At 60.4% G+C, this 21,936-nt stretch carries 16 protein-coding genes and 1 pseudogene; 3 read left to right on the top strand and 14 right to left on the bottom strand.

Annotated elements, in window-relative coordinates; translation table 11 throughout:
• Positions 1-124: 124 nt before the first annotated feature.
• From OKC28_RS21415 to OKC28_RS21425, 3 genes and pseudogenes are all read right to left on the bottom strand, one after another.
• On the bottom strand, positions 125-1,933 hold the full coding sequence (locus OKC28_RS21415; RefSeq protein WP_256688157.1) for a M3 family oligoendopeptidase: 1,809 nt from the start codon (positions 1,931-1,933) through the stop codon (positions 125-127).
• Between the two features lie 154 nt (positions 1,934-2,087).
• Positions 2,088-3,870: pseudogene (locus OKC28_RS21420) on the bottom strand (M3 family oligoendopeptidase).
• A 179-nt stretch (positions 3,871-4,049) separates the two neighbouring features.
• A complete protein-coding gene (locus OKC28_RS21425; RefSeq protein WP_005310445.1) occupies positions 4,050-4,967 on the bottom strand; it encodes a DUF808 domain-containing protein in 918 nt (305 codons plus the stop codon).
• A 211-nt stretch (positions 4,968-5,178) separates the two neighbouring features.
• Between OKC28_RS21425 and OKC28_RS21430 the strand changes: the two genes are divergently transcribed.
• Entirely contained in the window at positions 5,179-5,781 is a 603-nt protein-coding gene (locus tag OKC28_RS21430; protein WP_256688155.1) for a DUF924 family protein, read from the top strand.
• Between the two features lie 259 nt (positions 5,782-6,040).
• Here OKC28_RS21430 and purL read toward each other — a convergent pair whose 3' ends face one another.
• Positions 6,041-9,958 (bottom strand): phosphoribosylformylglycinamidine synthase, encoded by a 3,918-nt coding sequence (gene purL / locus OKC28_RS21435; RefSeq protein WP_256688154.1) that lies wholly within the window; start codon positions 9,956-9,958, stop codon positions 6,041-6,043.
• Between the two features lie 150 nt (positions 9,959-10,108).
• Here purL and mltF point away from each other — a divergent pair, with 150 nt between their 5' ends.
• Together mltF and OKC28_RS21445 are read left to right on the top strand one after the other, a co-directional pair.
• Entirely contained in the window at positions 10,109-11,599 is a 1,491-nt protein-coding gene (gene mltF, locus OKC28_RS21440; RefSeq protein ID WP_034524249.1) for a membrane-bound lytic murein transglycosylase MltF, read from the top strand.
• Between the two features lie 176 nt (positions 11,600-11,775).
• On the top strand, positions 11,776-11,922 hold the full coding sequence (locus OKC28_RS21445; protein ID WP_011898860.1) for a hypothetical protein: 147 nt from the start codon (positions 11,776-11,778) through the stop codon (positions 11,920-11,922).
• Positions 11,923-11,952: 30 nt separating this feature from the next.
• Here OKC28_RS21445 and OKC28_RS21450 read toward each other — a convergent pair whose 3' ends face one another.
• From OKC28_RS21450 to ndk, 10 genes are all read right to left on the bottom strand, one after another.
• Complete coding sequence (locus OKC28_RS21450; protein ID WP_021140478.1) at positions 11,953-12,186, bottom strand: zinc ribbon domain-containing protein; 234 nt, start codon at positions 12,184-12,186, stop codon at positions 11,953-11,955.
• Positions 12,187-12,290: 104 nt separating this feature from the next.
• Positions 12,291-13,790 carry a ribosome biogenesis GTPase Der gene (gene der / locus OKC28_RS21455; RefSeq protein ID WP_017411381.1) on the bottom strand — a complete coding sequence of 500 codons (1,500 nt, stop codon included), beginning with the start codon at positions 13,788-13,790 and terminating at the stop codon, positions 12,291-12,293.
• Between the two features lie 74 nt (positions 13,791-13,864).
• A complete protein-coding gene (bamB, locus tag OKC28_RS21460) occupies positions 13,865-15,049 on the bottom strand; it encodes an outer membrane protein assembly factor BamB (protein ID WP_005310434.1) in 1,185 nt (394 codons plus the stop codon).
• Positions 15,042-15,692: a YfgM family protein gene (locus OKC28_RS21465; RefSeq protein WP_270691079.1), complete on the bottom strand. Its 651-nt coding sequence runs from the start codon at positions 15,690-15,692 to the stop codon at positions 15,042-15,044. The genes bamB and OKC28_RS21465 overlap by 8 nt, the downstream gene beginning before the upstream one ends.
• A 3-nt stretch (positions 15,693-15,695) precedes the next feature.
• Positions 15,696-16,973, bottom strand: a complete 1,278-nt coding sequence (gene hisS / locus OKC28_RS21470) for a histidine--tRNA ligase (RefSeq protein WP_256688152.1) — start codon at positions 16,971-16,973, stop codon at positions 15,696-15,698.
• A gap of 138 nt (positions 16,974-17,111) precedes the next feature.
• Complete coding sequence (gene ispG, locus OKC28_RS21475; RefSeq protein ID WP_058394700.1) at positions 17,112-18,227, bottom strand: flavodoxin-dependent (E)-4-hydroxy-3-methylbut-2-enyl-diphosphate synthase; 1,116 nt, start codon at positions 18,225-18,227, stop codon at positions 17,112-17,114.
• Between the two features lie 10 nt (positions 18,228-18,237).
• Entirely contained in the window at positions 18,238-19,188 is a 951-nt protein-coding gene (gene rodZ, locus OKC28_RS21480) for a cytoskeleton protein RodZ (RefSeq protein ID WP_021140482.1), read from the bottom strand.
• On the bottom strand, positions 19,178-19,969 hold the full coding sequence (tapF, locus tag OKC28_RS21485; RefSeq protein ID WP_087755913.1) for a PilW family type IVa pilus biogenesis/stability lipoprotein TapF: 792 nt from the start codon (positions 19,967-19,969) through the stop codon (positions 19,178-19,180). The genes rodZ and tapF overlap by 11 nt, the downstream gene beginning before the upstream one ends.
• Positions 19,970-19,981: 12 nt before the next feature.
• Positions 19,982-21,085 carry a bifunctional tRNA (adenosine(37)-C2)-methyltransferase TrmG/ribosomal RNA large subunit methyltransferase RlmN gene (locus OKC28_RS21490; RefSeq protein ID WP_087755914.1) on the bottom strand — a complete coding sequence of 368 codons (1,104 nt, stop codon included), beginning with the start codon at positions 21,083-21,085 and terminating at the stop codon, positions 19,982-19,984.
• 169 nt (positions 21,086-21,254) lie between these two features.
• On the bottom strand, positions 21,255-21,683 hold the full coding sequence (gene ndk, locus OKC28_RS21495) for a nucleoside-diphosphate kinase (RefSeq protein WP_256688150.1): 429 nt from the start codon (positions 21,681-21,683) through the stop codon (positions 21,255-21,257).
• Between the last annotated feature and the right edge of the window lie 253 nt (positions 21,684-21,936).

Genomic DNA, 21,936 nt, shown 5'->3' on the forward strand with positions numbered 1-21,936 from the left:
ACAAGGCCGCCCTCTTTATCAGCCATGATCAGCCCCACGCCCTGCACAGCGTCATCTGTGGGAAACCATGAAAATGCCGCCGGGCAGACACACTGCCCTGCGGCTTTTTACGCGGCAAAGACCCCTAGCAGCAGGTCTGCTCGAAGCGATCCACCGCCGCCGCCACCAGCGCCATGCTGCCCTGCCAGAAGGCAGCTTCGCGGATATCCTGACCCAGGTGTTTTGCTACCAGATCTTCGGCGCTCATGCGGCCGGTATCGCGCAACAGGGCGCGATAAGCCTCGGCCACATTTGTTTCCCCTGCCGCCTGACGGCTCATCAACTGCTGATAGACCCCCAGGCTGAACAGATAGCCAAACAGGTAGGGGTAGTTGTAAAAACCGAGCCCGGCGATGGAAAAATGCGCCTTGGCCGCCCAGAACAGAGGGTGATAACGCACCAGACTCCCCTCATACCAGCAACCCCAGGCTTCATCCGTCATCGTCTTGAGCTGCTGTGCCGACACATAGCCCTGCGCCCGCTCCGCCACCAGCGCCTGCTCGAAGTCGAAGCGGGCCGGAATGTTGACCAGGAAGGTGGCGGCGCCATCGGCTTCCGCCCAGGCGATGGCTTGTTGCTGCTCCGGCGTCTGCGCCTGTTCGAACAGGGCGCTGCGCACCAGAGTCTCGGCGAAGATGGAGGCGGTCTCCGCCAGCGTCATGGGGTAGCTGCGCTGGCTCATCGGCAGATCGCGAATGAGCCAGTTGTGCCAGGCGTGACCCAGCTCGTGGGCGAGCGTGATGACATTGTCCATGGTGCCGGCATAGGTGATAAAGACCCTTGGCTCCACCGGCTCGGCAAACTTGGTGCAGTAGGCACCAGTGCGCCGGTTCGGGGTGGGCGCCGCATCAATCCAGCCCTTCTCGGCCATCATGCGGGCAAACTCCCCCATCTCGGGATCGAAGCGGGCAAAGGCCGCGGCTATGATCTCGATCGCCTCTTCAAACGGGATCTCGCGACTGCTCGCCGCCGGGGGCGGTGCAAACAAGTCCTCCGGCCCCGGATCTGTGATGCCAAGCTGCCGGGCCATCAGCCCCAGCGCCCGTTGTCCCAGCGCCCGGGCGTTATACGTCTCGGCCATGAGCGTATCCAGGGTGGCCCGCTCGATATGGCTCTGGTGGCAGGAGAGATCCAGCGCATCGAGGGCTCGCACCTTGCCGCGCTGGCGCGCCAGTTCAAGTCGCCAGCCGTTGAGGGCATTGAGGATGGCGGCCACCGTCTCCTGCTCACCTTCCCAGCCGGCACTGATGGCATCAAAGGCCTCGCGGCGCAGTGCCCGTACAGGGCTGGAGAGCAGATTGCTTGCCTCGGCCAGCCCCATCTCGCGACCGTCGATAACGAGGCGGATCTTGCCCACCAGATCGTTATAGAGGTTGCCCCAGGCGTGCAGGCCATCGGTACCAAGGCCGATCACCAGCTGCTCCGCCTCCACCGGCAGGCGCTGATCCTGCAGCCGGCGCTCATGACGCAGCCGGTAATCCTCTTCTCCGAGCAAGGGATCCTGCATCAGCCGCTCAAACTCGGGTTCGGGCAGTCCCAGCATCAGATCTTCCACCGGAGCAAGGGTCTTGAACAGATCGGCGTTGAGGGCCCGCGCGCGGGAGGCCAGCTGCTTGGCGAGCGGATCGCAGGCATCCTGACTGCCCTTTGATGCCGCCAGCACGGCGATGTTCCAGCCGATATTGCGGATCCGCTGGGCCCGCAGGCGCACTTCCCGCAAAAAATCGGGCAAGGCGTCGGTATTGCCCAATACCTGCTCAAGACCGTCGATAAAACCGGCAAGCCCGGCGAGGTTGGCACGGGCCAGGCTCATGTCCGCTTCCAGCTCGGGGCAGTCGAGGGCGGGATAGATATGCTGGTTGTGCCACTGCTGCGGGTAGACTCTTTGTTGCATCAAACGCTCGTCATCAATATCAGGGGGCAGAGGCTGCCCTGGGTGAAATGCGCATGGCCGGGCCGCTGCGGGCCCGCCACGAAAGAAACAGGGGCCGCCGGGGCACCCCCGAACGGCCGGTCTGATCAGCCAATGCGATAGACGGGCCAGCCCGTCACACCAGTCGTTCGAGGCGCTCGACCGCCTCCTCCACATAGCGCAGGCTCTCCTGCCAGAAGGCGGGTTCGCGAATGTCGACTCCCAGGTGTTTCTCCACCAGATCCTCGGCGCTCATACGACCCGTGTCGATGAGCAGCGCGCGATAGGCGTGGGCAAACTCGCCCCCGGCCCGTTCCTTCTGGGCGTAAAGCCCCAGGCTGAACAGGTAGCCAAACAGGTAGGGGTAGTTGTAAAACCCGAGATCGGTGATGGAGAAATGGCCCTTGCTGGCCCAGAACAGCTCGTCGTACTGGCTGAGGGTGTCACCATAGCACTGCTGCTGCGCGGATTTCATCATCTGCCGCAGCTGGCTTGCCCCCACATAGCCTTGCTCCCGCGCCGCCACCAGGGTCCGTTCGAAGGTGAAGCGGGCCGGAACGTCGAGCAGCAGGCTGGCGGCGCGCTCCCCGTCCAGCCAGGCGATGGCCCTGCGCTGCTCCATCTTGTCGGTGGCGGCCAACAGGGCATCACGCACCAGGGTTTCGGCAAACAGGGAGGCGGTCTCGGCCAGCGTCTTGGGGTAGTCGCGCTGCTCCAGCGGCAAGTCCCGCAACAGCCAGCTGTGCCAGGCATGGCCGAGCTCGTGGGCCAGGGTGATGAGGTTGTCCATGGTGCCCTCGAAAGTGAGAAACACCCGAGGCTCGGGAGGATAGGCATATTCGGTGCTGTAGGCACCGCTGCGCCGGTTTGCGCTGGGGGCTGCATCAATCCAGCCCTTCTCGGCCATCATGCGGGCAAAGGCCCCCATTTCAGGGTCAAACCCGGCGAAGGCATCGGCCACCAGGGTCAATGCCTGCTCGAAGCTGAGCAGGGCCGAGGGCGCGGCGGGCGCAGGGGCATAGAGATCCCAGGGGGCAAAATCGGTGATCTGCTGGGCGCTGGCCATGGCGCGCAGGGCTCGCCGTCCCAGCGCTTTGTGGGCGTCAGCCTCGGCCATCAGGGTATCCAGGGTGGCGCGCTCGATATGGCTCTGATGGCAGGAGACATCCAGCGCATCGAGCCGACGCGTCTTGCCACGCTGGGCGGCGAGTTCGTTGCGCCAGCCGTTGATGGCGTTGAGGATGGCGGCTACCGTCTCCTGCTCTGCCTGCCAGGCGGCCTGGATGCCGTGCCAGGCGGACAACTTGCTGGCGCCCCCGATCCGGGTGCGCCAGCAAGTTGTCCGCCTGGGCCAGTCCCATGGGCTCTCCGTCCACCACGGGCCTGAGTCGGCCCACCAGACTGTCGTAGAGATCCCCCCAGCCTTGCAGTCCATCCACCGAGAGCCCCTCGATCAGCTGCTCGCTCTCGAGCGACAGCCGTTGATCCTGCAGGCGGCGATCATGACGGATGAGGTAGGCAAGCTCGAATAGCTCGGCATCCTGCAGCAAGGCTCGAACCTGCCCCTCGGGGGCACTTGCCCAGAACAGGGTTACCGGCTTGCTGAGCTGGGCCAGGGTCGCCTGCAACTGCTGGCCACGGGATAGCAGCACCTTGGCCGCTTCGTCGCAACCATTGCGACTGAGCCGGTTGTAGGCATAAGTCTGGCTGTTCCACACCAACCGGTTCACGTCGGTCCAGCAGGCTCTGATGGCCCGCAGCAGGTGGCGCAAGCCATTGACGTCAGTGGTTTGAGGAAGCTCGTTCAGCAATTGACTCAAGGTCGTCAGCGTATGACGGGCCTGATAAAAATCGGCGTCGACCGCCGGGCAGTCGGGGGTGGCATAGATGTGATCATCCAGCCATTCGGGTGGGTTCATAATGGTCCTTGTTTGTTTGCATCCATGTCATGTGACCCTGCCTCTATGAGCTGGTGCCAGTTCGGATAGTACGAAGGGGGCCGGCACTTGCCTAGCCCCCATCCGAGTCAACAAACAGGATAAACAATCATCTGTGCGACGGCCTCTGTCGGCCGGGCCCGAGAGTGGACAAGCCGCCGTTATCTGGCGGGTTTGAGTTTGCTCACCAGTGTCATCGCCAGCACCAGCAGCAGGCCTGCCACCACACCGGCCACGGCGTTGAGCAGGGTTGGCGTGATGGCGGCCAGCACTGTACCCACTGTTGGCAAGGTGGCAAGTGCCCCGGCCGCCCCTTCTATCAGGTGATGGGCGAAGGGCCAACCGTGCACCAGTATGCCGCCCCCCACCATGAACATGGCGATGGTCCCCACCAGCGCCAGCAGATGCATCAAACGGGGCGCCGTCACCAGCAGCCCCTGCCCGACTGCGCGGCGCAAGGCGCTGCCGTCGGACTTTTGCAACAGGTGCAGACCTATGTCGTCGAGTTTGACGATAAGTCCCACCAGGCCATAGACCCCCACCGTCATCAAAAGCGCTATGCCTGCCACCACGGAGATCTGCAAACCCAGGCTGCTGCCTTGCACAGTGCCGAGCGCGATCACGATGATCTCGGCGGAGAGGATAAAGTCGGTGCGAATGGCCCCTTTCACCTTCTGCTGTTCAAAGGCCACCAGATCGTCGGGAACAACCTGGCTGCTCGGCTCACCTTCTGCTGCATCGTGTGGCAACAACTTGTGGGCCAGCTTCTCCGCCCCCTCAAAGCAGAGATAGGCGCCCCCCAGCATCAGCAAGGGGGTAATGAGCCAGGGCACCAGGGCACTGATGGCGATGGCGGCAGGCACCAGGATCAGTTTGTTGCGAAACGATCCCTTGGCCACCGCCCACACCACAGGCAGCTCTCGCTCTGCCCGCACGCCGGAAACCTGCTCGGCATTGAGGGCAAGATCGTCCCCCAGCACGCCGGCCGTCTTCTTGGCAGCAACCTTGGTCATCAGCGCCACGTCATCGAGCACGCTGGCAATATCATCGAGCAGGGCCAACAAACTGGTTCCGGCCATATCAGGCATTCCTCATATCAGTGGAAAACTCCCCTCGGGCACGCAGGCCATCTCGCCGGGCAGGCGCCACAGGCGAATGCCGACCAGAGGGGGTTCCTCATTTCGGGTAAAAGATGGCACAGTGTAACGAGAAGCCGCCATTTCGGCAGCTACCACATCAGGGTCAATTGGCCTTGTTTTCCTCCCAGACCCTCTGATCCAAGGAGTTCCCATGCAACCCTGGCAGCCTCTGCTCGATTTCTGGTTTGGCGATGATGCCGACGATGCCACCCGTGCCGCGCGGCAAGCTTCACTCTGGTGGGGAAAAAGCCGCGAAACCGATGCCCTGCTGGCGAGCCGCTTTGGCGAACTGGCCGAGGCAGCGGCCGCTGGCAGCCTGGCCCACTGGGCCGAGGTACCCGTCGGTCGGTTGGCACTGATCCTGCTGCTGGACCAGCTGCCGCGCAATGTACATCGCGGCACACCTGACGCCTTTGCCCGGGATCCCCATGCTCGCGACCTCTGCCTGAAAGGATTGTCTATTGGAGCAGACAGGGCGCTCTCCCCGCTGGCACGGGTCTTTTTCTACCTGCCGCTGGAGCACGCCGAGTCTCGCGAGCAGCAAGCCAGGAGCGTGACCCTGTTCGAGGCGCTGGCGGCCGAACAGTCCGTAACCCCGGCCCAAGCGACCTTCGAAGGGTTTGCCGACTTTGCCCGCCGCCATCAGGTGATCATCGAACGCTTCGGCCGCTTCCCCCATCGCAATGCCATACTGGGTCGCGCAGACACGCCACAAGAAGCCGATTTTTTGCAGCAACCCGGCTCGGGTTTTTAGTCCATGAAAACCACGTCATAGAGAAATGGCTCACCAAGCCGGGATGCCATGCGCCAAGATCCATTGCTCCCTGCGCCCGATGCACAAAATCCGAAACCAGCCCGGTTGGTTCCGGATTTTTATCTGCATCGAACCAACGCTCGTCTCCTCCACTGATAGCAGGGATGCCCACACTGAACATGCCTGCGCCACGCCTCCGCCAATAAAAAAACCGGCCAAGTGGCCGGTTTTTGATGCGCTGCAGCGTGGGTGACGGGATTTAACCCAGTCGTACACGGGCGTTGCGGAACATCCGCATCCAGGCGCCATCCTCGCCCCAGTTGTCCGGGTGCCAGGAGTTGGCCACGGTGCGGAACACCCGCTCCGGGTGCGGCATCATGATGGTGGCCCGGCCATCCGTGGTGGTCACGGCGGTAATGCCATCCGGCGAACCGTTCGGGTTGGCCGGGTATTGCTCGGTCACCTGACCATGGTTGTCGACAAAACGCAGACCCACCAGACCACTGGCTTGCAACGCGCTCAAGTGAGCGGCGTCGCGCACCTCCACTCGCCCTTCCCCGTGGGAGACGGCAATGGGCATCACTGAGCCTGCCATGCCAGCGAAGAAGGCGGACGGAGAGTCCTGCACCTCCACCAGGCTGAAGCGTGCCTCGAAACGCTCGGAGCGGTTGCGCACAAAGCGCGGCCACAGATCGGCCCCCGGGATCAGGGTGCGCAGGTTGGACATCATCTGGCAGCCGTTGCACACGCCCAAGGAGAGGGTATCGCCACGCTCGAAGAAGCGCTGGAACTGCTCACGGGCGTTGTCGTTGAACAGGATGGACTTGGCCCAGCCCTCGCCCGCCCCCAGTACGTCGCCGTAGGAGAAGCCGCCACAGGCCACCAGGGTCTGGAACTCTTCCAGCTTGATCCGGCCAGAAAGAATGTCGCTCATATGGACGTCGACAGCGGCAAAGCCGGCACGATCGAACGCAGCCGCCATCTCCACATGGGAGTTGACCCCCTGCTCGCGCAGCACCGCCAGACGGGGGGAAACCCCCTTGGCGATATAGGGCGCGGCCACATCCTCGGACGGGTTGTAGGTCAGCTTGGCATGCAGACCTGGGTCGGTGGCATCCTGACGAGCGGCATGTTCCTGATCAGCGCACTCGGGGTTGTCCCGCAGACGCTGCATCTGCCAGCTGGTCTCGCCCCAAAGGGTGCGCAGGGCGGTGCGGCTGGCACGATACACTTCTGTACCCGCGCGCTGCAGTGTGATGAGGTCCCCCTCGCGCACTGTGCCCAGGACATGGGAGCAGGCAGCCAGGCCGTGACCGGCCAGCAGTGTCATCACGGCTTCCTTGTCGTCGCGACGCACCTGAATGACGGCGCCCAGCTCCTCGTTGAACAGCGCAGGCAACAGCTCGCCACCGATGCGGTCAAGCTGGATGTCGAGCCCACAGTGACCGGCGAAGGCCATCTCGGTCAGGGTAACGAACAGGCCGCCGTCGGAGCGGTCGTGGTAGGCGATCAGTTTGCGATCGGCCACCAGTGCCTGAATGGCGTTGAAGAAGCCTTTCAGTTGCACCGGATTGTCGAGATCCGGCGCCTTGTCACCCAGCTGACGGTAGACCTGAGCCAGGGCAGAGGCACCGAGGCGCTGCTTGCCGTTGCCAAGGTCAATCAGGATAAGGTCGGTCTCACCGAGATCAGTACGCAGTTGTGGCGTAACTGTGTTGCGTACATCTTCCACCCGGGCAAAGGCGGTGATGAGCAGGGAGAGCGGCGAGGTGACGCTTTGCTCCTTGCCATCTTGCTGCCAGCGGGTCTTCATGGACATGGAGTCCTTGCCCACCGGAATAGTGATACCAAGGGCCGGGCAGAGCTCTTCACCCACCGCTTTCACCGCCTCATAGAGACCGGCATCTTCCCCCGGATGACCGGCAGCGGCCATCCAGTTGGCGGAGAGCTTGACCCGCTTCAGTGACCCGATATGGGTCGGCGCCAGGTTGGTAAGCGCTTCCGCGACCGCCATGCGGGCGGATGCAGCGTGGGAGAGCAGCGCCACCGGGGTGCGCTCGCCCATGGACATGGCTTCGCCGTGGTAGCTGTCGTAGGTCGCCGCAGTCACGGCGCAATCGGCCACCGGGATCTGCCAGGGACCGACCATCTGATCGCGGTTGACCAGACCGGTCACGCTGCGATCGCCGATGGTGATGAGGAAGGACTTCTCCGCCACTGTGGGCAGACGCAGCACCCGCTCGGCCGCATCGTTCAGCGTGATGCCGTCCAGTTGCAGCGGCTTGCCCTGAGCTGGCAGGGTAGTGACATCGCGGTGCATCTTGGGCGCCTTGCCGAGCAGCACGTCCAGCGGCAAATCGATGGGCTGGTTGTCAAAGTGGCTGTCAGAGAGGGTGAGATGTTTCTCTTCGGTGGCGGTACCGATCACGGCATAAGGCGCACGCTCACGCTCGCACAGTGCCTTGAACAGGGGCAGCTTGTCCTGCGCCACCGCCAGTACGTAACGCTCCTGGGATTCGTTGCACCAGATCTCCAGCGGGCTCATGCCCGGCTCGTCGCTCTGGATGGCGCGCAAATCGAAACGGCCACCGCGCTCACCGTCATTGACCAGCTCCGGCATGGCGTTGGAGAGGCCACCCGCTCCCACGTCGTGGATGAAGACGATGGGGTTGGCATCGCCCAGCTGCCAGCAGCGGTCGATCACCTCCTGACAACGACGTTCCATCTCGGGGTTGTCGCGCTGCACCGAGGCAAAGTCGAGATCTTCGGCTGACTGACCGGATGCCATGGAGGAGGCTGCGCCGCCACCCAGACCGATATTCATGGCCGGACCACCCAGCACTATCAGGGCCGCCCCGACCGGGATCTCCCCTTTCTGAACATGATCGGTGCGGATGTTGCCGATGCCGCCTGCCAGCATGATGGGCTTGTGGTAGCCACGCACCTCGACGCCGTTGTGGCTCGGCACCTCCTCTTCGAAGGTACGGAAGTAACCGAGAATGGCCGGGCGACCGAATTCATTGTTGAAGGCGGCGCCGCCGAGCGGCCCCTCCTGCATGATGTCAAAGGCACTGACGATGCGACTCGGCTTGCCGAAATCCTGCTCCCAGGGCTGTTCGAAACCGGGAATACGCAGGTTGGAGACGGTAAAGCCCACCAGACCCGCCTTGGGCTTTGCGCCACGACCGGTTGCACCCTCGTCGCGGATCTCGCCGCCGGAGCCAGTAGCCGCCCCCGGGAAGGGGGAGATGGCGGTCGGGTGGTTGTGGGTTTCCACCTTCATCAGTATGTCGACCTGCTCCTGATGATACTGGTACTCACCACTGGCAGGGCTCGGGAAGAAACGGCCACCCAGGCTCCCTTCCATCACGGCGGCGTTGTCTTTATAGGCAGACAGGACATGATCCGGCGTCTGCTCGAAGGTATTCTTGATCATCTTGAACAGCGACTTGGGTTGCTGCTCGCCGTCTATGGTCCAGTCGGCGTTAAAAATCTTGTGACGACAGTGCTCCGAGTTCGCCTGGGCAAACATATAGAGCTCGATGTCGTTGGGGTTGCGGCCCAGCTTGGTGAAGTTCTCCACTAGGTAGTCAATTTCGTCATCGGCCAAGGCCAGACCCAGCGCCACGTTGGCCTCTGCCAGCGCCTGGCGACCACCACCCAGTACATCCACCTGGGTGAAGGGACGCGGCGCCTGGTGGGCAAACAGGGCGCTCGCCTCTTCCATGTCGCCGAACACCACTTCCATCATGCGATCGTGCAGCAGGGCTGCGACCTCATTGCGCTGGGCTGCGCTCAATTCACCCTTGGTCTGCACGTAATAGGCAATGCCGCGCTCCAGCCGCTTGACCTGGGTCAGGCCGCAGTTATGGGCGATGTCGCTTGCTTTGGAAGACCAGGGGGAGATAGTGCCGGGGCGGGGGGTAATGAGAAACAGCTGACCGCTGGGGGTGTGTTCAGGAATGGTCGGGCCATAGCGCAGGAGCTGGCCCAAGGTCGCTCGCTCGGGCGGCGACAGGGGGGCCGACAGCTCGGCAAAATGCACGTATTCCGCGTAAACGCTCTCTATCTCTACTCCGCTCTCTACTCCACTCGCCGTTGCCATCTGTGCAAAGCGTTGCAACAGTTTTTGGATACGAAACTCAGACAGTGCAGGCGCACCTCGCAAGATTTCCATATGACCTTTCTCACCAAGTTTTAAAGTGTGGGGGGATTTGAGACGCGCGTATTATAGGGATCTGGCTCACGCCGGACAAACGTTTTTCTTGATTTACCGAGTGTGACTCGGTGCACACTCTCTGGTATAAAGGTCCCTCTTTTCTGACAAATGCCGATTTTTTCAACAAGGGTACTCACCTACTTGCGCTGCATTTTTCGACTGTTTATCGGGCTGATGTTGCTGCTGACCCTGGTCGGCTGCGACTTCTACACCCCCTCCAGCCAGCTGGAACAGATCCGCCAACGGGGCGAGATCCGGGTTGGCACCATCTATGGCTCCACCTCTTATTACCAGCGTGACGACCTCGCCCAGGGGTTCGATTACGAGCTGGCGAAGAGCTATGCCGACTGGTTGGGGGTCAAGCTCACCATAGTCCCTGTCTATTCCATCGCCGAACTGGTCGAGCTGCTTGAGAAAGGCAAGCTGGATCTCGCCGCCGCCGCCATCGTCGTCACCCCGGAGCGGCGTGCCCTGTTTCGCTTCGGCCCCGGTTTTTATCAGGTCTCCCCCAAGCTGGTGTATCGCTATGGCTCGCCCAAGCCAAAGGACATTGGCGATCTGAAAGGCTCCATAGTGGTACCGGCAGGCTCCACCGGTGAGGATCTGCTCAGGGAGCTGGCCAAGGAGTACCCCGGGCTGAAATGGAGCACCAACCGGGACGCGGACGTGGAAGAGCTGCTCAAGCAGGTGGCCGACGGCAAGATTGATTACACAGTGGTGCAGGATACGGTGCTGGCCCGCACCCAGCGCTACTACCCCGAGCTCACCGAAGGGCTAACGCTCTCCAAGAACCAGACGGTGGCCTGGGCCATGACCAAGCTGCCCGACGACAGCCTCTACGCCAGCATCATCGACTTCTTCGGCCAGCGCTTCATGGATGGCGCCATCGCCAAGCTGGACGAGAAGTACTTCGGCCATGTGCAGAACTTCGACTTCGTCGACACCCGCACCTTTTTGCAGCGGGCCAAGAGCCTGCTGCCCAAGTATCAGGATCTGTTCAAGACTCATGCCCGCATGGTGGACTGGCGTCTGTTGGCGGCCATCAGCTATCAGGAGTCCCACTGGGACCCGCAGGCCCGCTCCTACACAGGGGTGCGCGGCATGATGATGCTGACCGAGCCCACCGCCAAGGCGATGGGGGTCAAAGACAGAACTCATCCGGCGGAGAGCATCGAGGGTGGCGCCCGCTATCTGCAGCATATGATGGAGAAGGTGCCCGCCTCAGTGCCCGCCGATGAGAAGGTGTGGTTTGCCCTCACCGCCTACAACATCGGCTATGGCCACATGATGGATGCCCGTCGTCTGACCAAGGAGCTGGGCAAGAATCCCGATGCCTGGAGCGATGTGAAAGAGGTGCTGCCTCTGCTGCAGCAGGCACGCTGGCACCGCAAGGTCCGCTACGGCTATGCCCGTGGCGGTGAGGCTCGCAACTACGTCAACAACGTGCGCCAGTACTACCAGAGCCTGCTCTGGCTCGACAACGAGCAGCAAAAAGCACACAGACGTGAAGAGCTGGATGAGGACGACAGCAGCGAGCCACAGAGCACAGAGCGCCCCACCGTCATCGCCGAAGTGGTCAAGCAGATCACACTGCGTTGAGCCCTTGTTGACAGATTTGTTTTCCGGGTGAGTTCTCTGTTACCATCCAGACAGACCGGAGCCTGTCCGAAATTGTTTTTATCGCTTTATTTCATCAAGTTAACTACTGGTAGACAGCATTTTCGGATAGGCTCCATTCGTAGTACCAAATGGCCACCCAATGGGAGGAGACCAAGATGCGAGCTCGCAGAAGAACCACTCTGGTCAGAAAAGCCAAGAGCGCCTGGAGCCCCAGACGCAAACTCAAGCTCAATGACATCAAACGCAAGATTTGGCGCAGAAACCGCTCCTACACCTTGCTGATAGCAGAACACACAGCATAAACCCGGCATTTGCCGGGTTTTTTTATTCTCTTATGGTTGCGCGGCCGGGGTCGCCTCAAAGATCACCGACCGCTTCGATACCAGGCAGTTGCAGTGATTGCAGAAGTAATCCACGGCACCGCACGCCTTGAGCCGCTCCAGCTCCTGCTGGCAGGCAGGACACAAAGCCCGGACTCGATAACGGGCCTGACACTGGCTACAACTCACCTCGCGGCTACGGCTGTCCAGCGCTGTGTTGCAGGCCGGGCAAATCAGGGAATTCATACTCGACTCCTCTCAAAGTGGATCTGCTGTGGGCCAACCCACAGCAGATCCCCCTCGCCTCTTCCCAAGAAAAAACGGCTGCCGGTGAGGGCAGCCGCTGGGCCTTATTTCTTGGTTTTGGCCTTGAGCAGGCGCTTGCGTTGACGCTCCTGGCTCAGGGTCATGGTGTTCTTCCGCCCCTCGAACGGGTTGGCAGACTCCTGGAACTCGACCCGGATCGGGGAGCCCATGATCTTGAGCGACTTGCGGAAGTAGTTGATCAGATACCGCTTGTACGAATCCGGCAGGTCATTCAACTGGTTGCCGTGGATCACAATACGGGGCGGATTGTAACCACCGGCGTGGGCATATTTGAGCTTGACGCGGCGACCGTTGACCATGGGCGGCTGGTGATCTTCCTGCGCCATCTGCATGATGCGGGTCAGCATGGCGGTACTGGTACGGCGGGTGGCGGACTGGTACGCCTCCTGAATGGATTCGAACAGGTGGCCGACACCGCTGCCGTGCAGGGCGGAGATGAAGTGAACACGGGCGAAATCGATGAAGCCCAGGCGTCTGTCCAGCTCGTTCTTGACGTCCTCTTTCACCTTCTGATCCAGGCCGTCCCACTTGTTCACCACCAGTACCACCGAGCGGCCTGAGTGGAGCACGAAGCCGAGGATGCTCAAGTCCTGATCCGTGATGGTCTCCTGGGCATCGATCACCAGCAGGCAGACGTTGGCATCTTCAATGGCTTTGAGGGTCTTGATGACGGAGAACTTCTCCACCGTCTCGTGCACCTTGCCACGACGACGCACACCGGCGGTGTCGATGATGACGTACTTCTGCTCGTCACGCTCCATCGGAACATAGACGGAGTCGCGGGTGGTGCCTGGCATGTCATAGACGATGACGCGGTCTTCACCCAGCATGCGGTTGGTCAGGGTCGATTTGCCGACGTTGGGGCGACCGACGATGGCGAACTTGATGGGCAAGTCGGCGAACGGGGTCTCCTTGGTATCTTCCCTGGTATCGAGATCACCGGCGGCTACCATGCGCAGCAGGGCTTCTTCGTCGAAGTCCTCCTCTTCTTCATCCTGCGCATCTTCTTCGGCAGCGGCGTCGACCAGGGTTTCCAGATGGGGAGCCAGGGCCAGTTCCAGCAGGCTCAGCACGCCACGACCGTGAGCGGCCGCGATCTGGTAGACATCGCCCAGCGCCAGGCTGTAGAACTCGGACACGGCGGAATCACCGTCGATGCCGTCGGTCTTGTTGGCCACCAGAAACACCTTCTTGTGGGTCTTGCGCAGATGCGCTGCGATAGCCTGATCGGCTGCCGTCAATCCTGCGCGCGCATCCACCATAAACAGCACCACATCGGCTTCTTCGATGGCCAGCAGGGATTGCTCGGCCATCTTCAGCTCGATCCCCTCTTCGGTGCCATCGATACCGCCGGTATCAACCACGATAAATTCCAGCTCGCCCAACTTCGCCTGACCGTATTTACGGTCCCGGGTCAAACCGGGGAAGTCGGCCACCAGGGCATCCCGGGTACGGGTCAAGCGGTTAAACAGGGTGGATTTCCCCACGTTGGGGCGGCCCACCAGGGCTACTACAGGAGTCATAAAAGCCTCATTCTCAAGACGACAAAGGCTCCGGGTCCGAAGACCAGGAGCCGGATATTCACATTGACGGACGATCAGGGACGCGGGATAGCGTACAACTTGCCGCCACGGCTCTGCACATACAGGGTGTCACCGTCCACCAGGGGGGCGGCATAGAGACCACTGCTGTCGAGCTGCTGCATGGCCTTGATGGTACCGTCGGTACGATCCAGCCAATACAGGTAACCTTCCACATCGCCGACCACCACATAGTCACCCAGGATGACAGGGGCCGTGACGGTGCGATTTTCCAGCTGGGTGTTGGACCACAACTCAAGCCCGTTGCGTCTGTCTACAGCAAACAGATGGCTGCGGCTGTCAGTCAGCACTATGGCATTGCCGGTCACCGCCATGTCGCGGTAGCCGGAATACTTGCGCTTCCACACCTCGTCACCGGTCATCAGCTTGCGTGCCATCAGCTGGCCATTATAGGCGATGGCATAGAGCTCATCGCCCGCGATCAGCGGCGTCGCATCCACGTCCACCATGCGATCCAGCTCGGTCGCACCGCGCGGATCCGCCACCTTGGACTGACGCACCGGCTGACCGTTGCTCAGCAGGGCTATGCCCACCTTGCCATCGGCGCGGCCATAGAGCACGGCGCCGTTGGTGATGACGGGGGCACCGGCACTGCGCAGGGTCAGCGGCGGCTGCTCTTCAGCCAGGGTCCATTGCAGCTTGCCTTCATCGGTATCGAGAGCCACCAGACGACCGGACGTGGTCAGCACCACCACACGACCGTCTTCGACGGCGGGGCTGGCCACCACTTCACCCGGCACTGTGGTCTGCCACAGCACTTCCCCGTTCTCTTCGTTCAGGGCGTAAACCACCCCGTTCTCGGAGCCGAGGAACAGCTTGCCATAACGGGCAACCAGGCCGCCGGAGAGACGGGCACTGCGCTTCTCGGCGTTGACCGGCAAATCGGCCAGATCCACGCTCCACAACTCTTTGCCGCTCGCACGATCAAAAGCCGTTACGTCGCCATCGCGGGCTGCGGCATAGATGCGCTCCTCTTCCACCACCGGCTTGAGCTGGGAGTAGAAGTCGCCGATGCCATCGCCGACAGACGAGGACCAGGCGGTGTCAGCGGTGAAGGCAGATTCAACCACGGGCAAAGGCGCCATGGGGTTGAGATCTTCTTCCGAGCTGAACAGGGAACACCCCTGCAGGGCGAATGAGACTGCCGCCCCCAAGGCCACCATTTTGAACAAATTACGCATCCGGAGCACCACCTGTGGTCACGGCTGGCAGCGCCAGATCGTCCATCTTCAGCTTGAGCTCGGCGCTGCCCTGCAGACCACCGGCATCAGCCGCTGCCTGATAAGCATCGCGGGCCTCTTCGGCCTTGCCCTGCTTGTAGAGTATGTCGCCACGCACTTCCGCCACCTGGGCTTTGAAGGCATCGTTGTTGATCTTGCCAAGCTGGGTCAGGGCCTCGTCAGCCTTGCCCTGATCGTTCAGCACACGGGCCAGACGCAAAGCAGCGATGGGACGAATGCTCTCATCGCCATTGCTCGCGACCTGAGTCAGCTGTTCGGCAGCCAGATCCAGCTTGTTCGCCTTGACGGCAGCCACAGCCAGTTGCAGGGCAGCTAGCTCGGCATAAGCCTCACCCTTGTGATCAGTGATGAAGGTTTGCACCTGTTCGAAGGTGGCAGCATCACCCTTGGCCAGCTGGGCCGAGATCTCGTTGTAAGCCTGAGAGGCAGCTTCCTGATTGGTGAGCTGATAGTCGTTGTAATAGCGCCAGCCAAAGAGTCCGACCAGACCGATAACAGTTCCTGCGAGCACCGAGGTTCCGTTCTCTTTCCACCAGCTCTTGATGACCTCAACCTGTTGTTCTTCGGTGGTATAAACTTCCACTGCTTAGTCTCCTTTGGCTGCCAGCAGGGCAATGGCGGCGTCGACCGTGACGGTCTGTTGCTCAGCCTGGCCACGCAGATATTTGATGGTGATCTCCCCGTTTTGCACCTCGGTCTCGCCAAGGATCAGGGCAATGGCCGCGCCGCTCTTGTCGGCACGCTTGAGTTGTTTCTTGAAATTGCCGCCACCGCAGTGGCTCATCAGGCGCAAATCCGGCAGGGCATCGCGCAGACGCTCTGCCAACTGGAACCCTGCCTGCTCGGTACCCTCACCCACCATGGCCAGATACACATCCACCGCAGGACGGATATCGGCATTGAGTTCAAGCGTTTCGAGCATCAGCACCAGACGTTCCATGCCCATGGCAAAGCCCACGGCCGGCGTTGCCTGACCACCGAGCTGCTCCACCAGACCGTCGTAACGGCCACCGGCACAGACAGTCCCCTGGGCACCCAGGCTGGTGGTGACCCACTCGAACACGGTCAGGTTGTAGTAGTCAAGACCCCGAACCAGACGCTCGTTCACTTCATATTTGATGCCGGCAGACTCAAGCAGGCGTTTGAGCCCCTCGAAATGGGCCAGACTCTCTTCCCCCAGATGGTCGAACAGGCGCGGAGCCTTCACCAAAATGGCCTTTACCTTCTCATCCTTGGAGTCGAGCACCCGCAGCGGGTTGCTGTACATGCGCCGCTGGCTCTCTTCGTCCAGCTGATCCTTGTACTGCTCCAGATAGGCTACCAGCGCATCGCGGTAAGCGGCGCGCTCACTGCTCTGACCGAGCGTGTTGAGCTGCAGGGTGACGTGATCGCTGATGCCGAACAGACGCCACAGACGGTGGGTCAGCATGATGAGCTCGGCGTCAATATCCGGCCCGTTGATGCCAAACAGCTCGACCCCGAACTGATGGAACTGGCGGTAACGGCCCTTCTGGGGACGCTCGTGGCGGAACATGGGACCCATGTACCACATCCGGCGTTCCTGGTTATAGAGCAGGCCGTGCTCGATACCGGCACGCACGCAGCTGGCTGTCCCTTCCGGACGCAGGCTCAGGCTGTCGCCGTTGCGGTCCTCGAAGGTATACATCTCTTTTTCGACCACATCGGTCACTTCACCGATGGCACGCTTGAACAGATGAGTCTGCTCGACGATCGGCATGCGTACTTCGCTGTAGCCATAGCTGGCAACCACCTGGCGCAGTATCTGTTCTACTTTCTGCCATACCGGGCTCTGCTCCGGCAGGCAATCGTTCATACCGCGAATAGCTTGGATCTGTTTTGCCACGTTGATACTCGAGAAAAGACGTGAAATTTGGCCGCATTATAGGGATTTTCGACCCCGAGGTAAAATCAGGGTGTTCCAAAGCGGGATTTAAAATCAGCAACCTAAAGACGGGGCCACCCTAGGTGGCCCCACATTGGCTCAACCTTTATCCACCTGGATCTGGTTGGCTGGATCCAGCATGGCCGCCCGGGCGCGAATACGGCGCTCCAGGATCGGGATGAGATCCTTGTTGTCGAGCCGGTCGACCCGCTGCCCCCCCTCGTAGAAGGCGCTCTTGTTGGCCGCCCCCGCTAGCCCAAGGTCAGAGACCAGAGCCTCACCCGGGCCGTTCACCACACAGCCGATGATGGAAACATCCATCGGTGTAATGATGTCTTCCAGCCGCTCTTCCAGGGCATTGACGGTGGCGATCACATCGAACTCCTGACGGGAGCAGGAGGGACAGGCGATGAAGTTGATACCGCGGGAACGGATGCGCAGGGATTTGAGGATATCAAAACCCACCTTGATCTCTTCCACCGGGTCAGCCGCCAAGGAGATGCGGATGGTATCGCCGATGCCATCCGCCAGCAGCATGCCGAGCCCAACTGCGGATTTCACCGCGCCAGCGCGAAAACCGCCCGCTTCCGTGATGCCAAGGTGCAGCGGCTGCTCGATCTGCTTGGCCAGCAGGCGATAGGCACCGATGGCCAGGAAGACGTCAGACGCCTTGACGCTTACCTTGAAGTTGTCGAAGTTGAGGCGATCCAGGTAGTCCACATGGCGCATGGCTGACTCGAGCAAGGCCTCCGGGGTCGGCTCGCCGTACTTCTCCTGAATGTCTTTCTCCAGAGAGCCGCCATTGACGCCGATGCGGATCGGGATGTTGTAGTGGCGCGCGCAATCGACCACGGCACGTACCCGCTCTTCGTTACCGATGTTACCCGGGTTGATGCGCAGGCAGTCGGCGCCGTACTCGGCCACTTTCAGGGCGATGCGGTAGTCGAAGTGGATATCGGCGACGATGGGAATGCGGGTCTGTTGCTTGATGAGCCTGAAGGCTTCAGCCGCTTCCATGGTGGGTACCGAAACCCGGACTATGTCGGCGCCGACCCGCTCGATCCGCCGGATCTGCTCGACGGTGGCGGCCACATCCGTGGTCTTGGTGTTGGTCATGGTCTGCACAGTGATGGGGGCATCGCCCCCAACCGGCACGTTACCGACCATGATCTGCTTGGATTTACGACGAATAATGGGAGATTCGTGAGCGGACATGGCGGACAGATTACTCCTGCGGCAGTGAGAGGCGAGCAGTCCGGCCGTTGTTGTAACGGCTCATGTCGATGGACTTGCCCTGATACTCGATATTGACCGCCATGGGCGCGCCAATGATGAGCTTGAGCGGCTCGGATCCTTCCAATACCAGTTGATCATTTGCTTTTTTCAGACCGCTGAACAGCGTCTTGCCATTGGCATCCTTGACGTCAAGCCAGCAGTCTGCGGTGAAGTTCATCTTGAGTTGGGAGGCAGTGGCTGCATCACTCACTGTCTCGCCTTCCCCAGCCGATGTTGCCACCTCAGCGGACACATCCGTTGCAGCTGCACTGCTTGGGGTCGCTGGCGCAGCGGTTGCAGCAGCACTGCTCACGGTCTGCTCAACGGCAGTTGCCGCCGCATCAGAGACCGCCGGCATGACGGCAGGATCCGCCATCTCCATCGCAGGGGCCAGGGTGGCGCCCGGCATATTGCCAGTCACACCCATGTCGGTCGTACTGCTCATTTCTGTTGCCGCCAGAGCCTCGTCACCGGCGGAGCGACGCGCCGTACTCTGCCACCACCAGGCGACGGAGAGCGCGATCAGCACCAGGATCACCAGCCAGGTCACCACCTTGAGCCGACTGTCGTTGGCTTGCTGGCGGGAACGGCGGGAGAAGCTCTGCATGTCGATGTTGTCAGGTGGCGTCAGCCCCAGCTTGTCGTAGGCAGCCAGAATGGTTTCATCCGGGATGCCGACCAGCTTGGCGTAGGTGCGCAGATAACCCCGAATGAAAGTATGGGAAGTCTGTTTGTCATACGTATCTGATTCGATCGCAGCAATCAGGGTCAGACGAAGGTGAATGCGGGACGCAACCTGTTCTCGTGTCCAGCCAAGCTGTTCACGGGCGTTGCGCAGCAGCTGGCCTGGGCCTGCTGCCTGAGAGTCGTCTTGAATATCGTGTGGCTGTTCAGTAGTCATTGGCTAAGTAACGCTTGGCTTGTTGCGAAGTGGGATATTGCCTTACCAGCTCAGTCCCGAATTGGTGAAGGAGTGCCGGTTTGTCCATGGCCTGAGCCAGCCGCAATCTCAACCAGAGACTGCTTTCATTCTCGTCCGACACATCGGCAAAACGGACGAGATAGGCTTGCACATCAGGCAGCTTGCCATCTTTCATGGAAAGCTCAGCCATGTCCAGCAATAACCTTGGATTGCGGGGATTATACCCCAAGGCCAAGCGATAGTACTCGCTTGCTTTATCATTTCTGCGATTTTGAGCGGCGCAAAGTGCCGCATTTTCATAGGTATCGGCAATCCGGATATAGTCGGGTTGACTCACGGCCTGCAGGAATGCCTTCTCCGCCTCGTCGAAGCGGCCTCGGTTGCACAGGAAGGCACCATAGTTGTTCATTGCGTCAGCATTGGACGGATCCATGGCGAGGGCTTTCTTGTAGCTCTCTTCGGCCGCCTTGTAGTCCTCTACCTGCTGGTAGAAGTAGGCGAAGCCGATCTGGACCTTGGGGTTGTCGGGGTCGTATTGAAGGGCGCGATCAAGGTTGAACTTGGCCTGTTCGGCATTGCCCTGTCGCAAATATTGAATACCTAAATCCAGACGGGTCTGAGCAGCCGCCTTGAGGTCGGGACCCACTTCACGCTGGGTAGAGTTCTGGCCAGCGTAAGTGGTCTCGGTAACACAGCCGGGCAGCGCGCTGAGCGCTGCCACTACGATCAATGTACGTGTATCCATTCCCTGACTATACAATGGCTTAGCAAGTTAAACCATTTTGACGGAAATCCCATCCTGTTGCATCCGATTTTTCATGGTGCGCTTGGTGCGATCAATGACCTCCCCCACCAGCTGACCACAGGCGGCATCAATGTCGTCACCACGGGTCTTGCGGACGATGACGGTGAAGCCATATTCCATCAACACCTTGGAGAAACGGTCGATGCGGCTGTTGCTCGGCTTGCCATAGGGATTGCCCGGGAAGGGATTGAACGGGATCAGGTTGATCTTGCTCGGGGTGTCTTTGAGCACCTTGGCCAGCTCGTGGGCATGCTGCATGTCATCATTGATGTGATCGAGCAGCACATACTCCACGGTCACGCGACCGCCGTTGGCATTGGACTTGGCCAGATAACGGCGCACACCGGCGAGGAAGTCCTCGATGTTGTACTTGTCGTTGATCGGCATGATCTCGGAGCGCAGCTTGTCATTCGGCGCATGCAGGGAGATAGCCAGAGCCACATCAATTTGATCGCCGAGAATGTCCAGCGCAGGCACCACACCCGAGGTGGAGATAGTGACACGACGCTTGGAGATGCCGTAACCGAAGTCATCCATCATAAGGCGCATGGCCGGTATCACATTGGCGAGGTTGAGCAGCGGCTCACCCATGCCCATCATCACAACGTTGGTGATGGGGCGCTTGCCACCGACGATTTTGGCGGCGCGCCACACCTGGCCGATGATCTCGGACACTTTCAGGTTGCGGTTAAACCCCTGTTGAGCGGTGGAGCAGAATTTGCACGCCAGCGCACAACCCACCTGGGAGGAGACGCACAGGGTCGCCCTGTCCTCTTCCGGGATGTAGACGGTTTCCACTTCCTGACCGCCCACCTGCAGCGCCCACTTGATGGTGCCGTCAGAGGAGCGTTGTTCACGGCTCACTTCCGGCGCCCGGATCTCGGCGATCGTCTTCAGGCGCTCGCGCAGTACCTTGTTGACGTTGTTCATCTGATCGAAATCATCACAACCGAAGTGATAAATCCACTTCATGATCTGATCTGCCCGGAATGGCTTCTCGCCCAGTTCGACGAAGAAGGCACGCATGGCATCCCGATCAAGATCCAGCAGGTTGGTTTTTATTTCGCTCATCAAAGGCCTCAGTCCACAAACTACATAAATTATTGGCTGACGATGTCAGGGGGCGGCATTGTACAAATAATGGGTCTGGCTTTCTACCCGGAGAATAAGGGGATATTGACCAAAAGGCCAAAAAACAAAAGGGAGCCGAGGCTCCCTTGATCATCTTCAAACGCCAGAATCAGCCGCGCGGGCAGATCTCGTCGTCGGAGAAGAAGTAGGCAATTTCACGGGCGGCAGAGGCCGGCGCGTCGGAACCGTGCACGGCGTTGCGGTCGATGCTCTCGGCGTAGCAGGCACGCAGGGTGCCGGCCAGGGCCTCTTTCGGGTTGGTCGCCCCCATTATTTCACGATGACGGCGGATGGCGTCTTCCCCTTCCAGCACCTGTACCATGACAGGACCAGACATCATGAAGCTGACCAATCCGTCATAGAAAGGCTTGCCCTGGTGTTCGGCATAGAAACCAGCGGCTTGCTCGCTGCTCATGTGCAGCATCTTGGCGGCGATGACTTTCAGACCCGCGCTCTCGAAGCGGTTATAGATGGCACCGATCAAGTTTTTGCTGACTGCATCCGGCTTGACGATAGAAAAGGTACGTTCGATGGCCATTGAGATCTTTCCTTAACTACAGAGTTTTATTGTTAGAATCCATGTTCGGCGGCGATTATACGTAAACAAAAACCGAAATAACACACAAAAAAGCAACTTTTTATTAAACAAACACGTCCTTAAAACAACATCACCACTCATCTTGGCCCAGTGCGGCAGGAAAAAATGTGCGCTTGTGCACGATAGCCGTGTTAAGCCCCTGAAACCCTGCCTATTGCTCACTAATGCAGCACTGCTGAAAAGGGCACCCTCA

Source organism: Aeromonas sp. D3 (genome assembly GCF_027705025.1).
Taxonomy (GTDB): domain Bacteria; phylum Pseudomonadota; class Gammaproteobacteria; order Enterobacterales; family Aeromonadaceae; genus Aeromonas; species Aeromonas salmonicida.